Origin of the sequence: Amycolatopsis suaedae (assembly GCF_004214935.1) — a bacterium.
GTDB lineage: Bacteria > Actinomycetota > Actinomycetes > Mycobacteriales > Pseudonocardiaceae > Amycolatopsis > Amycolatopsis suaedae.
In genome coordinates, this window is sequence record NZ_SFCC01000001.1 from 643,478 (window position 1) to 656,771 (window position 13,294).

At 70.7% G+C, this 13,294-nt stretch carries 14 protein-coding genes; 9 read left to right on the forward strand and 5 right to left on the reverse strand.

All coding sequences use genetic code 11. The features are described from left to right. Positions 1-103: 103 nt before the first annotated feature. Entirely contained in the window at positions 104-1,054 is a 951-nt protein-coding gene (locus EWH70_RS03020; RefSeq protein WP_205669006.1) for a tyrosine-type recombinase/integrase, read from the forward strand. Here EWH70_RS03020 and EWH70_RS03025 read toward each other — a convergent pair. After that, positions 1,051-1,395: a hypothetical protein gene (locus EWH70_RS03025; protein WP_130473721.1), complete on the reverse strand. Its 345-nt coding sequence runs from the start codon at positions 1,393-1,395 to the stop codon at positions 1,051-1,053. The genes EWH70_RS03020 and EWH70_RS03025 overlap by 4 nt on opposite strands. A gap of 93 nt (positions 1,396-1,488) precedes the next feature. Between EWH70_RS03025 and EWH70_RS03030 the strand changes: the two genes are divergently transcribed. Beyond that, entirely contained in the window at positions 1,489-2,271 is a 783-nt protein-coding gene (locus EWH70_RS03030; RefSeq protein WP_240686758.1) for a glycerophosphodiester phosphodiesterase family protein, read from the forward strand. A gap of 33 nt (positions 2,272-2,304) precedes the next feature. Next, positions 2,305-2,721, forward strand: a complete 417-nt coding sequence (locus EWH70_RS03035) for a YciI family protein (RefSeq protein ID WP_130473619.1) — start codon at positions 2,305-2,307, stop codon at positions 2,719-2,721. On the opposite strand, the gene EWH70_RS03040 is transcribed toward EWH70_RS03035, so the two are convergent. Then, the gene (locus EWH70_RS03040) at positions 2,722-3,420 is read right to left on the reverse strand and encodes a transglycosylase family protein (RefSeq protein ID WP_130473620.1); all 699 of its coding nucleotides are present in this window, start codon (positions 3,418-3,420) and stop codon (positions 2,722-2,724) included. It lies immediately after the preceding gene. A 215-nt stretch (positions 3,421-3,635) separates the two neighbouring features. On the opposite strand from EWH70_RS03040, the gene EWH70_RS03045 reads away from it, so the two are divergent. The 5 genes from EWH70_RS03045 to EWH70_RS03065 all read left to right on the forward strand — a co-directional run bounded on the left by EWH70_RS03045 (position 3,636) and on the right by EWH70_RS03065 (position 7,594). Beyond that, the gene (locus EWH70_RS03045) at positions 3,636-5,027 is read left to right on the forward strand and encodes an MFS transporter (RefSeq protein ID WP_130473621.1); all 1,392 of its coding nucleotides are present in this window, start codon (positions 3,636-3,638) and stop codon (positions 5,025-5,027) included. A gap of 33 nt (positions 5,028-5,060) precedes the next feature. Further along, a complete protein-coding gene (locus EWH70_RS03050) occupies positions 5,061-5,819 on the forward strand; it encodes a thymidine kinase (RefSeq protein WP_130473622.1) in 759 nt (252 codons plus the stop codon). A 226-nt stretch (positions 5,820-6,045) separates the two neighbouring features. After that, positions 6,046-6,393, forward strand: coding sequence for an RNA polymerase-binding protein RbpA (locus EWH70_RS03055; protein WP_130473623.1), 348 nt, complete (start codon positions 6,046-6,048; stop codon positions 6,391-6,393). Positions 6,394-6,475: 82 nt separating this feature from the next. Continuing rightward, complete coding sequence (locus EWH70_RS03060; RefSeq protein ID WP_130473624.1) at positions 6,476-6,703, forward strand: hypothetical protein; 228 nt, start codon at positions 6,476-6,478, stop codon at positions 6,701-6,703. A 3-nt stretch (positions 6,704-6,706) separates the two neighbouring features. Next, positions 6,707-7,594: an alpha/beta fold hydrolase gene (locus tag EWH70_RS03065; RefSeq protein WP_130473625.1), complete on the forward strand. Its 888-nt coding sequence runs from the start codon at positions 6,707-6,709 to the stop codon at positions 7,592-7,594. Between the two features lie 49 nt (positions 7,595-7,643). Here EWH70_RS03065 and lnt read toward each other — a convergent pair whose 3' ends face one another. Together lnt and EWH70_RS03075 are read right to left on the reverse strand one after the other, a co-directional pair. Then, positions 7,644-9,188, reverse strand: coding sequence for an apolipoprotein N-acyltransferase (gene lnt, locus EWH70_RS03070; RefSeq protein WP_130473626.1), 1,545 nt, complete (start codon positions 9,186-9,188; stop codon positions 7,644-7,646). 9 nt (positions 9,189-9,197) lie between these two features. After that, entirely contained in the window at positions 9,198-10,730 is a 1,533-nt protein-coding gene (locus EWH70_RS03075; RefSeq protein ID WP_130473722.1) for an amidohydrolase, read from the reverse strand. Positions 10,731-10,909: 179 nt separating this feature from the next. On the opposite strand from EWH70_RS03075, the gene EWH70_RS03080 reads away from it, so the two are divergent. Next, a complete protein-coding gene (locus EWH70_RS03080) occupies positions 10,910-12,307 on the forward strand; it encodes a KamA family radical SAM protein (RefSeq protein ID WP_130473627.1) in 1,398 nt (465 codons plus the stop codon). Positions 12,308-12,602: 295 nt separating this feature from the next. Here EWH70_RS03080 and EWH70_RS03085 read toward each other — a convergent pair whose 3' ends face one another. Then, positions 12,603-13,286 carry a class I SAM-dependent methyltransferase gene (locus EWH70_RS03085; RefSeq protein ID WP_130473628.1) on the reverse strand — a complete coding sequence of 228 codons (684 nt, stop codon included), beginning with the start codon at positions 13,284-13,286 and terminating at the stop codon, positions 12,603-12,605. Between the last annotated feature and the right edge of the window lie 8 nt (positions 13,287-13,294).

Consider the following 13,294-nt stretch of genomic DNA (forward strand, 5'->3'; position numbering starts at 1 on the left):
GTCACGGTGACGGAAACCCCCTATCGGCACGCCGTGTGCTGGATAATGGCGATTATGCATGAATCGGAGCGGAACTGTCGGTCCGTTCCGGTACAAGATCCACATGCGGCTTCTCCAGGCACAGCAAGCATTCTTCGCGGCTCGGCGGCCGCGTAAGGACTCTCCGCACACCACCGCCGCCTACCGCCGCGACCTGGCCGGCATCACTTCCCTGCTGGCCGACGCGGCCGGTCGCCCGGCCGACGAACTGGACGTCGCCGACCTGACCGCTGCCGCCCTGCGGACCGCCTTCGGCGTGTTCGCCGACGGGCACGCCAAGAGCTCGGTGCTGCGGGCCTGGTCGACCTGGAACCAGTTCCTCACCTTCTGCGTGTCGGACGGCCTGCTGGCAGGCAACCCGATGGGCGCGGTCGCGCGCCCGAAGACCCCTCCCCTGGTCCCGAAGCCGCTGCGTGGCGAGGACACGCCGGAACGCCTGCTGAACTCGGTCGGCGCGGGCCGAGGGCGCAAGCCGTGGCCGGAACGCGATGTGCTGGTGCTCGCCCTCGGCCTGGTCGCGGGCCTGCGGTCGGCGGAGATCCGGGCGCTCACGGTCGACTCGCTGATCGGCCGGCCGGGCGAGAAACGGTTGCACATCAACGGAAAGGGCAGCCGGGACCGGTCGATCCCGGTGCAGCGGGCGATGGAGCGGATCATCGAGGCGTACCTGGCATCGTGCCGCAGCCGGTTCCCGCACCTGCGGTTACGCCGTTCGGCACCGCTGCTGCGGGACCACGCCGGTGAGCCGATCGGCCGCGGCGCGCTCGACTACCTGGTGAAGTCCTGCTTCCGGGCGGCCGGACTGCAGGACCGGGTGCCTACCGGGGCGAACCTGCACGCGTTGCGGCACACGTTCGCCACCCGGCTCGCCGAGGACGGCGCGACGGCGTCGGAGATCATGGCGTTGCTCGGGCACGCCAGCCTGGCCACGAGTCAGAACTACATCGAGGCCACCGGCCGCGAGCAGCGTGCGGCGGTGGCGAGCAACCGGACATACCGGGCGCTCGAACCCTAGCGGAGTTGTTCCAGGTCGCGGGCGTTGCGGGCGATCTCTTGGGCGAGCGCACGCAGTTCGGTGGCGGCGGCGCCGTCGTCGGCCGCGGTGACGACGTCCTCCGCGGCACAGCGGAGCTGGAACAGCCGGTCCTGCAGCGTGGCGATCTCCGTGTCCGACATCACGACGGCATCTTCGGGCAGTCCGGTGCGCTGGACGGCGGTGCGCCGCTCGTAGGCGCGCTGGCGGCACGACTGTCCACAGTAGCGCCGTCGCCTGCCCCTGACGTTGTCGTTCTCGGCCAGCCGCCGCCCGCACCAGCCGCAGTGCCGGGGCTGTTTCGACGGCAGCGTGACGGTCATTTCGTCACGTGACGCATGTTCGCTCACGGCATGGACCCTAACCGGCAACCCCGCGCTCATGCCGAGGCCACGCCGAAGAGGCACACTTACTGTGTGCAGCCGAGTCATCCGTACCTCGCCGAACCGGGTCCACGCGCGTTCGCGCACCGTGGCTGGCATCTCGGCGACCTCGCCGGCATGGAGAACTCGCTACCCGCGTTCCGTCAGGCGGTCACCGAGGGTTACCGGTACCTGGAGACGGACGTGCACGCCACCTCCGACGGCGTCGTGGTCGTGCACCACGACGCGTTGCTGGACCGCACGACCGACGGCACCGGCCCGATCGCGCGTCAGACGTGGGAGCAGGTGCGCCGGGCGAAGGTCGGCGGGAAGGCGCCGATCTCCCGGCTGGAGGACGTGCTGGAGGAGCTGCCCGACGCCCGGTTCAATGTGGACGTCAAGAGCAACCAGGCCGTGGAGCCGTTCGTGCGGACGATCGAGCACACCGGGGCCTTCGAACGGGTGGCGGCCGCGTCGTTCTCCGACGCGAGGCTGGCCCGGATCCGCCGACTGGCCGGCCCGAAGCTGGTGACCGCGCTCGGCCCGCGCTCGGCGGCCGTGCTGTGGGCCAACGGCTGGGTGCCGTTCCTGCGCCTGGGGTTCCTCAGCCGGGGCGCGATGGCGCAGGTCCCGGTGCGGCAGGGCAGGCTGACCATCGTCGACCGGTCGTTCCTGCGCTCGGCCGCCAGGGCGGGTGTCGAGGTGCACTGCTGGACGATCGACGACGCCGACCAGATGCGGCTGCTGCTCGACCTCGGCGTGCAGGGCATCGTGACCGACCGGCCCGACGTGCTGCGGGACGTCCTCCGGGAACGGCAGGTCTGGACAACCGGGTAAGAATGGTCTCCCCCGAACAGCGAGGAGACAGCCATGCGGTTCATGGTGATGGTCATGAGCGACGAGAACACCGAGGCCGGTGCGTTGCCCACGGAGGAGGACCTCCGGTGCATGACCGAGTTCAACGAGGAGCTCGTCAAGGCGGGCATCATGCTGGCCGGCGACGGCTTGCACCCCAGTTCCAAGGGCGCGCGGGTGCGGTTCTCCGAGGGCGGCAGGGCCACGGTGATCGACGGCCCGTTCGCCGAGGCCAAGGAGCTGGTCGCGGGCTACTGGATTCTCGAGGTCTCCTCCAAGGAGGAGTGCCTGGAGTGGGTCAAGCGGATTCCGTTCACCAGCGGCGAGGTGCAGGTCCGGCAGATCTTCGAGATCGACGAGTTCGGTGACCAGATGACCCCGGAGCTGAAGGACAAGAACAAGAACCTCAAGGTCGCCACCGGCCAGGAGTGATCACCTGGGCTTCTTGCCCTCCCACGCGGCCTTCCAGGTCTTCGGGCCGAGCCGTCCGGAGTCGTTGATGCCGTTGGCCCGCTGCAGGTCGAGCACCGCCTGCCGGGTCTTGTCGTGGTAGCAGCCGGTTCCGGTGAATCCGTAGCCGAACTTGTTCATCCGTAGCTGGAACGTCCGCAGGGACGGGGCGCAGTCGCCGGGCGCGTAGACCACGCCGGGCCACGGTGGCGCCGCCCCGTCCGGCGGAATGGGAGCCGGCGGTGGCACGGGCTTCGGAGCCGGCGCGCCACCGCCGCCGATGTAGGCGGACTCGGCGTAGGAGGGGACCCGCTTGCTGCGGGCGTCGCCGTCCTGGCGCAGGCCGAGCTTGCCCGCGCACTCCCACGGCTGCCAGCCGCGCATCCGGTACAGGTAGAGCGCGCGGTGGTCCTGCTCGCGGGGGCTGGCCTGGTCCGGCCGTCCCTGGCCGCCAACGCTGCGCCAGGTCGGCAGGTCGAACTGGTAGGCGCCGTAGTAGCCGTTGCCGGTGTTGATGTCGTACCGGCCGCTCGACTCGCACATCCGCAGCTTCGCCCAGGCCGACGCCGTCGGATCGGCCGACGCCTGGGTGGTCGTCGCGACCTGGATACCGGCGATGACGAGCGCCAGCCCGGCGATCTGGAACAGCCGGAGGAACACGCGGCGGATGCGTCTGTGCATGTCAGGAACGGTAAGCAGCAACCCCATCAGCCACAAGAGTCACAGCAAAACCACTAGCATCACACACCCCAGCGGGTGACCTTGGAAGCGACACGCCGACGGATCACATCCCCCGGACTTCGGCGTGGCGAATCGGACACATTTGGGCCAACCGGCGTCCCGCCGGCGAGTGCCGGCCGTAGCCTGCGCTCGATCGATCATGAGCGGGAGCCGGAATGACCACCACCAGCGCCGACCGGCGCCGCCAGCAACGAGCCTGGTACGTCTACGACTGGGCCAACTCGAGCTTCTACACCACGGTGATGGCGGTGTTCGGCTCGCTGTACCTCAGCTCCGTGGCCGCCGCGGATGCCAGGACCGACGTCGCGCGCAACGGCCCGGTGCCCTGTGTCGGCGCCGACGGCGTGGCCAGCACGCTGGAACGCTGTGACATCAGCCTGTTCGGGCTGCACTTCCCCGCCGGTTCGCTGTGGGGCTACTTGCTGGCCGGCGCCACGGTCATCCAGGTGCTGGTGTTCCCGGTCCTCGGGGCCGTCGCCGACCGCAGCGCGCACCGGCGCGGGCTGCTGGCGGGGTTCGCGCTGACCGGGGCCGTGGCGATCGCGCTGATGTTCTTCCTCGCCGGGACGAACTGGGAGTTCGGCGTGGTGATGTTCGTGGTGGCCAACATCGGCTACGGCGGTTCGATCGTCGTCTACTACTCGTTCCTGCCCGACATCGCGACGCCGGACGAGCGCGACGCGGTGTCGACGCGCGGGTGGGCGTTCGGCTACCTGGGCGGCGGGATCGCGCTGGCCTTCCAGCTGGCGTTCTACCTCACCCGGGACTCCTTCGGTGTCAGCCAGGAGCTGGCGGTGCGGATCTGCTTCCTGACCACCGGGCTGTGGTGGGCGGCGTTCACGCTGGTTTCGGTACGTGGGCTGCCGGAGCGTCCGGCAGCCGCGCCGCGCCCGTCGAGCGCGGTCACGTCCGGGTTCGCCGAGTTGCGGGACACGCTGCGGGGTGCGCGGGCGTTCCCGCTGACGCTGGCGTTCCTCGGCAGCTACCTGATCTTCACCGACGGCATCAACACGGTGGTGACAGTGTCGGCCCAGTACGGGCAGGAGGAGCTGGGGTTCGCCAACGAGATCCTGATCGTGACGATCCTGGTGATCCAGTTCGTCGCCTACTTCGGCGGGATGGCGCACGGGTTCGCGGCGCGCCGGTTCGGGGCGAAGCGCACGATCCTGGCGAGCCTGGCCGTCTGGGTTCTGGTGCTGATCGGGGCATACTTCGTCCAGGCGGGCTCGGCGCCGCAGTTCTACGCGGTCGCCGTCGGGATCGGGCTGGTGCTGGGCGGGACCAACGCGCTGTCGCGGTCGTTGTTCAGCCAGATGATCCCGGCTGGCAAGCAGGCGCAGTACTTCGCGCTGTACGAGGTCGGTGAGCGGGGCACGTCGTGGCTGGGGCCGCTGCTGGTGGCGGTCATCGGGCAGGTCACCGGGTCGTTCCGGCTGGCGATCCTGGCGCTGATCCTGTTCTTCGCGATCGGGTTCGTGCTGGTCTGGCTGATCCCGGTGCGGCGGGCGATCGCCGCGGCCGGGAATCGGGAGCCGTCGGTGGTGTGAGGCCGGTCCGGGCGCCCGATAGGGTCGAGCCCCGTGACTGCCCTCGATGACACCGAGTCCGATCCCACCGACGCGTTGTCCGCGGTCCCGGTGGCCGGCTCTCGCCGCGGGCTGCCTGCCGTCGGCAAGCTGAAGTTCTGCTACGGGCCGATGGACTGTGGCAAGTCCACGCTGGCGTTGCAGATCGACCACAACCACGCGCGGCAGGGGCGGCACGGGGTGCTGCTGGTGCGCCACGACCGGTCCGGTGCTCCGCAGATCAGCAGCCGGATGGGCATCTCGCGGCGGGCGCTGGAGGTGTCCGAGGACACCGATCTGCGGTTGCTGGTGCGCCACCGGTGGGCCCGGGGCGAGCACGTGGACTACGTGATCGTCGACGAGGCGCAGTTCCTCTCCCCCGCTCAGGTCGAGCACCTGGCCGAGCTGGCGGACGACGCGCAGCTGGACGTCTACTGCTTCGGCATCGCCACCGACTTCCGCGGGCTGCTGTTCCCCGGGGCCCGCAGATTGTTCGAGCTGGCCGACGAACTGCAACCCGTTCAGGTGGAAGTGTTGTGCTGGTGCGGGTTGCCTGGCCGGTTCAACGCTCGCGTTCGCGACGGTGAGGTCCTCCGTGCGGGGGATACCGTTCTGGTGGCAGATACCGAAACGGAAACGGTTGAAACTTCACAGTCAGCACTCGCAGACACCGAAGTGGTGACTGTGCGTTATCAAGTATTGTGTCGCCGGCACTTTCGTGTCGGTGATCTTGGACCCCGTGCGGGGCAACACGGTCAGTTACGACTCACCTGACCTGCGTTTCGATAGCCCGGGTGGGGGATATCCCCAAGAAAACGGCCGAATAGGCGTCATGTCTGCGCTCGGTGCCTGTCACTGATTCGGAAGCTGTTGCCGACGGGTGACGCAGCTCATCGTGAGCGACCGCACGGGTCGCGGGGAATCCTGCGACCAGTACCGTCGTTGCATAGGGTGAGCATCGCCCTGGCTCCACACCGGAGCCGACTGAAAGGACCCCATCATGGCCGACCGTGTTCTCCGAGGAAGCCGGCTGGGAGCCGTCAGCTACGAGACGGACCGCAACCACGACCTGGCCCCCCGCCGGTCGGTGCGGTACGCCTGCCCGAAGAACCACGAGTTCGAGGTGCCCTTCTCCGACGACGCGGAAATCCCGTCGGTGTGGGAGTGCCGCCTGCACGGCAGTGAGTCCGAGATCGTCGACGGCAACCAGCCTGAGCAGAAGCAGGTCAAGCCGCCGAGGACGCACTGGGACATGCTGCTCGAGCGGCGTTCGATTCCCGAGCTCGAGGAGCTGCTGAACGAGCGGCTCGCGGAGCTGAAGGGGCGCAGGACCACCCGTTCCGCCTAGACGTACTGCTCCCACCACATCAGGCCCCCGTGACCTCCCGCCACGGGGGCCTGACTTATGCCCGGGCTGGTTGAATGCGGCGATGGTCACCAACATCAAGCTCGCGGTCGGCGCCGCGGCCGTTCTCGCCGGTGTCGTGCTCATGGCGTTCTTCTGGGACCTGGAGTTCTTCTGGTTCCAGGGCGGGCCGCTGGGCCTGGTCCTGACGCTGCTCGGCGGCTGGGACCTGGTCGAGACGATCCGCAAGAAGGAGCGTGTCGGTCCGGCCCGGGACCGTTCGTCGGTTGAGCAAGACCGACCGAAGGAGTGACCCGTGACCACCACCGACACCGAGCGTCTCGTCACCGTCAACGGCGTGCGGCTGTGCGTGCAGAGCTTCGGCGACCCGGCGGCTCCGCCGGTTCTGCTCATCGGCGGCGCAGGCTGTTCGATGATCTTCTGGGAGGAGGAGTTCTGTGCTCGGCTGGCCGCCGAGCGGTTCGTCATCCGCTACGACCAGCGCGACAGCGGCCGCTCGGTGAGCTACCCGGCCGGCTCCCCCGGCTACGTGTTCCGCGACCTCGTCGACGACGCGCTGGGGGTGCTGGACGAGTTCGGCATCCGGCGGGCGCACATCGTCGGGCTGTCCATGGGGGCAGGCATCGCCCAGGTCCTGGCCGCCCTGCATGCCGAGCGGGTGGAGACGGTGACGATGATCGCCTCCAGCACCTCCGAGCCCGGCCTGCCCGGGTTCGAGCCACGGATCCAGGAGCTGTTCGGCAACCCGCCGCCGGAGCCGGACTGGACCGACCGGGACGCCACCATCGAGTATCTCGTGGCGCAGGAACGGCCGTTCGCCGGTTCGCTGGGCTACGACGAGCAGGCCGGCCGCGAGATGGCCGGGCGGGTCTACGACCGTACGGCCGACGTCGCGGCCAGCGTCGGCAACCACTTCGCCATCAAGCCGGACCCGAGTGACCCGGAGCCGGACCTGTCGGGCATCCGGGTGCCGACGCTGGTGCTGCACGGCACCGACGACCCGCTGTTCCCGCTGCCGCACGGCGTGGCGCTGGCCGAGGCGATCCCCGGCGCCCGGCTGGTCACGCTCGACCGCGTCGGGCACGAGTTCCCGCGTGCCGCCTGGGAGGCGGCGCTACCCGTCCTGCTCGACCACACTGAACCCTCTGCCCTCTCTTCGTTCGGGCGCGGTCGGACCCCCTGAGTCGGCGTCTTCCTTCCTCGCCGTCGGCCGCGGGCGGCCTTTGGGCTCGTCAGTCCAGACGCCGACGGGTCCGACCGGGACCGCGCAGGCTCAGCGCGCCGGTCACCACCGCCGCCACCGCCACGGCCAGCAGCGTGTACTCGGTCCACGGCCCGAGCCGGTCGGCGAGCGTCGTGGTGGAGCGCAGCGGCACGGTCTCGACCAGGGACGCCGCGGTGAACAGCCCGGTGGACGACGCGACGCTGCCGTCCGGGCGGATCACCGCGCTGACCCCGCTGGTCGCCGGCACGATCACGGCCCTGCCGTGTTCCACCGCCCGCAGCCGGGACATGGCCAGCTGCTGGTAGCTCATCTCCCCCGGCCCGTACCAGGCGTTGTTGGTGGGGGCGACCAGCAGCTGGGCACCCGCCAGCACCGCGTCGCGGGCCGGGTAGTCGAAGGCGGCTTCGTAGCAGATGAACGCGCCGACGGTGATGCCGCCGACCCGCAGCGCGGGGGGCTCGCCGGTGCCGGGCAGCATGTCGCCGGTGTCGTCGACGAACGGGGTGACCAGCCGGGCGATCTCGCGGGCGGGGATGTACTCGCCGAAGGGCACCAGCTGCTGTTTGGCGTAGCGGTCGCCGCGGCCGGTGACCGGGTCCCACGCGTAGACGACGTTCTGCGGCTTGCCCGCGACCCGGTCCAGCGCGCCGATCAGGAACGGGACGCCGAAGTCGGCGGCCAGCCGGTCCAGCCGCGGGTCGTCGCCGCGGACGTCGGTCGCGCTCTCCGGCCACACCACGAGATCGGGCTTGGGTACCCGGCCGGCGCGGACGTCGGCGAGCAGCCGCTCGGTCTCGGCCAGGTGGTTGGCCCGCAGTTCGCCGCGGCGGCCCTGCAGGTCCAGCCCGACGTCGGGTGCGTTGCCCTGCACGGCGGCCACGGTCCGGGTGCCGTTCTGCGCGTCGGTGCCGATCGCCGGCCACAGGGCCAGCCCGGCCACCACCGGGACGACGGTGGCCAGCACCGGCACCAGCCGGGGCCGCCGCACCAGCGCCGCGAGACCGAAGCCGCACAGCACGACGGCGAACCCGACCAGCGGGGCGCCGCCGACCGATGCCAGCGGCAGGAACGCGCCCTCGGGCTGGCTGAACGCGACCCGTCCCCAGGGGAAGCCGCCGAACGGGAACCAGGTGCGGGGCGTCTCCATCGCGACGACGACCAGTGCCGCCCACACCGGCGCGCCGGGCAGCCGGGAGACCCAGGTGATCAGCCCGCCGCACAGGCCCAGGTACAGGGCGAGCGTCGCGGACAGGGCCAGCCACGGATAGGGCCCGAACTGCGGGCCGAGGAAGTGCTGCAGCCAGGTCAGCAACGGCACGAAGAACCCGAGGCCGAACACGAAGCCGTAGCCGAGGCCGCCCCAGAAGCGCCGCCGGTGCAGGACTAGCGCGAGTCCGGTGAACGCCAGCGGCGCCAGCCACCACAGCGGACGCGGGGCGAAGCTGAGGTAGAACACCACGCCGGACGCGAGCGCACCGGCCAGGCGCAGGGCGACCGGCCGCCAGGCGCGCCGGTCGCGGCGCGGTGCGGGTTCCACCGCTGTCTCGACCACGCCCAAACTCTAGGCCGCCCGGGTGAACTCGTCGTAGAGAACCCGTCCCGCGCGGACGGTACGCAGGCAACGGGGCAGTGGCGCGCCTTCGTCCAGCGGTGGCAGTGACGGGACGCCGGAGCGCGGATCGGTCGACCAGCGCTGGACCCTGCTGTCCGATTCGGGAGCGACCAGCTCGGCGGCCTCCCAGATGGCGTAGTGCGCGGGCGCTCCGGGGACGAGGGTTCCGGTGATCCCGTCGGTCACCCCGGCGGCCCGGTGACCGGCGCGGGTGTGTGCGGTGAACGCGGCGCGCGCGGACAGGCCGGAGCCGTCGGTGCGGTGCCGCACGGCGGCGCGGACGCCGGCCCACGGTTCGGGCGGGGTGACCGGGCAGTCCGAGCCGAAGGCCAGCAGGACCCCGGCGGCGGCGAGCATGGCGAACGGGTTCAGGCCCGCGGCGCGTTCGGCGCCGAGGCGCTGGGCGTACATGCCGTCCGGTCCGCCCCAGGCGGCGTCGAACTGTGGCTGCATGGACGCGGTGACGCCCCAGCCGGCGAGCTTGGCGGCCTGTTCGGCGTCGACCATTTCCAGGTGTTCCAGCCGGTGCCCGGCACCGGCGAGGGCGCGGCGCCCGACGCGCTGCTCGGCGAGTTCGAAGCCGCGGACGACGGCGGCGGTGGCGGCGTCGCCGATGACGTGGAATCCCGCCTGCAGGCCGGCTTCGGTGCAGGTGGTGACGTGCTCGGCGATGGCGTCGGCGTTGAGGTAGAGCGCGCCGGATCCGCCGGTGTCGGCGTAGGGGGCGGACAGCGCGGCGGTGTGTGAGCCCAGTGCGCCGTCGACGAACAGGTCGCCTGCCAACCCGCGTGCGCCCAGCCGGGTGGCGGTCTCGATGCCGCCCGCCTCGCCCCAGTAGCCGACGATTTCCGGTCGGTCCGGGCCGGCGAGGTCGAGCAGTGCGCGCAGGTCCTGTTCGCCGGAGATGTCCGGGCCTGCGCACTCGTGCACGGCGGCGATCCCGCGGGCGGCCGCCAGGTCGAGGAACGCCTCCTGGGCGCGGCGGCGCTGGGCGGGGGTGACCGCTGCCCGCACGGCGGCGCGGACGGCGTGGTGGGCGGCGCGGCTGAGCGGGCCGTCGGGTGACCAGCCGTCGGCGTCGCGGGCGTCCGGCGCGAGGTCGACGAGCGCGCTGCTGACCAGGGCGGAGTGGACGTCGACGCGGCTGAGGTAGACCGCGACTCCCCCGGCGGCCTCGTCCAGTTCGGCGCGGCTGGGCAGGCGAGGGGTGTCCCAGGTCGACTCGTCCCAGCCGTGGGCGATCAGGACCTCACCGGGCACGGCGGCCGCGCGCACGGCGGCGAGCAGGCCAGCGGCGTCGCGGACCGTGCTCAGGTCGATGCCGGCCAGGTGCAGACCGGTCGCGGTGGCGTGGACGTGGGCGTCGACGAACGCGGGGGCGACGAACGCGCCGCCGAGGTCGATCACCTCGGCGTCCGGGTGCAGGGCGCGGCCGGGTCCGTCCTGGCCGACCCAGACCACGGTGTCGCCCTCGACCGCCATCGCGGTCGCGTCGGGTGCGGCGGGCGAGTGGATACGGCCGCCGAGCAGCAGAGTCGTCACGTCCCGCAGTCTGCCGGACGGCGACTCGCCGGTCCCACCTGCATAGCAACAGGAGATTTTGCGAACGATTGACGATGTGACAGGATATTTTTACGCGATCCCGACGACGAGGAGCAGGTATGACTGCGATCCAGGAGTCTGTTGCCGCCGCCGAGACCACCACGGAGTCTTTCGAGCAGCCCTACGACTACGCCCGCAGGGAGCTGGTCGAACCCGACTGGCGACGCTTTCCTGGCTGGCGCGAGGTCACCGAGGCCCAGTGGCGGGACGCGCAGTGGCAGCGGGTCAAGTGCGTCCGCAACGTCAAGCAGCTGCGCGCGCTGATGGGCGACCTGCTCGAGGAGCGCTTCTACGACGACCTCGCCGCCGACCAGCGCGAGATGGCGACCATGTCGATGCTGCTGCCACCGCAGATGCTCAACACCATGGCACCGAACGCGACCTCGCCCGCGGAGTTCACCGAGGCGTTCTACGCCGACCCGATCCGCCGCTACATGCTGCCGGTACGCAGCGACCGGCACCCCGAGTGGCCGTCGCACCCGCACTCCGAGCGGGACTCCCTGCACGAGGCGGAGATGTGGGTGGTCGAGGGGCTCACCCACCGCTACCCCACCAAGGTGCTGGCCGAGCTGCTGTCCACCTGCCCGCAGTACTGCGGCCACTGCACCCGCATGGACCTCGTCGGCAACTCCACCGAGCAGATCGACAAGCACAAGCTGACGCTCAAGCCGGTGGACCGCCAGGACGCGATGATCGAGTACCTGAAGAAGACGCCCGGCGTGCGTGACGTCGTGGTGTCCGGTGGCGACGTGGCCAACGTGCCGTGGCACCAGCTGGAGTCGTTCCTGATGCGGCTGCTCGACATCGAGACCGTCCGCGACGTCCGGCTCGCCACCAAGGCACTGGCCGGGATGCCGCAGCACTGGCTGCAGCCGAAGGTCGTCGAAGGCCTGGAGCGGGTCGCGGTCACGGCCGGTCGGCGGGGCGTCAACCTGGCCATCCACACCCACGTCAACCACGCCCAGTCGGTGACCCCGCTGGTCGCCGAGGCCGCCAGGACGGCGCTCGACGTCGGCGTGCGCGACGTGCGTAACCAGGGTGTGCTGATGCGGGGTGTGAACGCCACCCCGGCCGCGCTGCTGGACCTGTGCTTCGCGCTGCAGGGCGAGGCGAACATCCTGCCGTACTACTTCTACATGTGCGACATGATCCCCAACGCCGAGCACTGGCGGGTCGCGGTGTGGGAGGCGCAGGAGCTGCAGCACGCCATCATGGGTTACCTGCCCGGCTACGCCACCCCGCGCATCGTCTGCGACGTGCCCTACGTCGGCAAGCGCTGGGTGCACCAGCTCGCCGAGTACGACCGGGAGCGCGGCATCTCCTACTGGACCAAGAACTACCGGACCGGTATCGAGCACGCCGACCCGGAGGCGCTGCGGCGCCGCTACCCGTACTACGACCCGATCGACACCCTGCCCGAGGCCGGCCGCGCCTGGTGGGCCGACCACGGCGCCTGACCGCCCGCGCCCGGCGACGGCTCAGAGCACGTGAAGGCCACCTTCATTACGTCTCATGTGGTGAAGGTGGCCTTCACACCAACCCAGCTGACCCGGCCACCACAACGGCACCGCCGGTCACACGAACGAGACCCCACACTCGCAGCCAACGGCACCATCCTGGCGAATCTCGCCACCAAGGTGCCCTTCGCAACAGCGCCGCGGCCGCGTTCACCGGACTTTGCCGGGACCCTGACGTCTCACGTGATGAAGGTGGCCTTCACGTGCTTGGCCGCCAACCGCAGCCGCGGCCGCCTCACCGCGGCAAGGTGGCGATCTCCCACAGGCCCAGGGACTTGTCCGCGTAGGCCCCGTTCTCCTCGGTGCAGCCTTCGACCAGCACCGCCAGCGGCTCCGGGAAGCCGAACGGTTCCCGGCACAGGTTCAACGGCCGCCAGTCGCCCGTGCTGATGTCGGTGTTCGTCGTCAGCTCGGTGAACGTCGTGGTGAGCAGGTAGCGGGAACCGCTGCGCCGCAGGTTGTCCAGCGCCAGCCGGATGTCGGCGAAGCTCAGGTGCACCAGGCAGTCGCGGCACAGCACCGCGTCCGCCGCCGGAAGCGGATCACCGGTCAGATCCAGCACCCGGAACTCGTGCACCGGATCGCCGCGGAACCGCTCGGCGTTGGACTCCACCAGGTCGGCGACGATGTCGCCGCCGATGTAGCGGTCGAGGTCCAGCTCCGCCTGACTGAGCCAGCCGAAGTCACCACAGGGCAGGTCGAGCAGCGTCCGCACGCCGAACCGGCGGAGCAGGCCCGGCAGCTCGGCCCGCAGCCGCTCGGTCTGGGCGGCGACCGATCCCGGGCCGGACACCGAGGACGCGGTCCACATCCGGGACCGGTAGATGTAGGCGAACCGCTCCGGGTTCTCCATCGCCTCGATCTCGTCGGCTACCCGCCGGAAATTGCGCTGCGCGGTGGTGATGGGCCGTTCGTCCACACACCCAT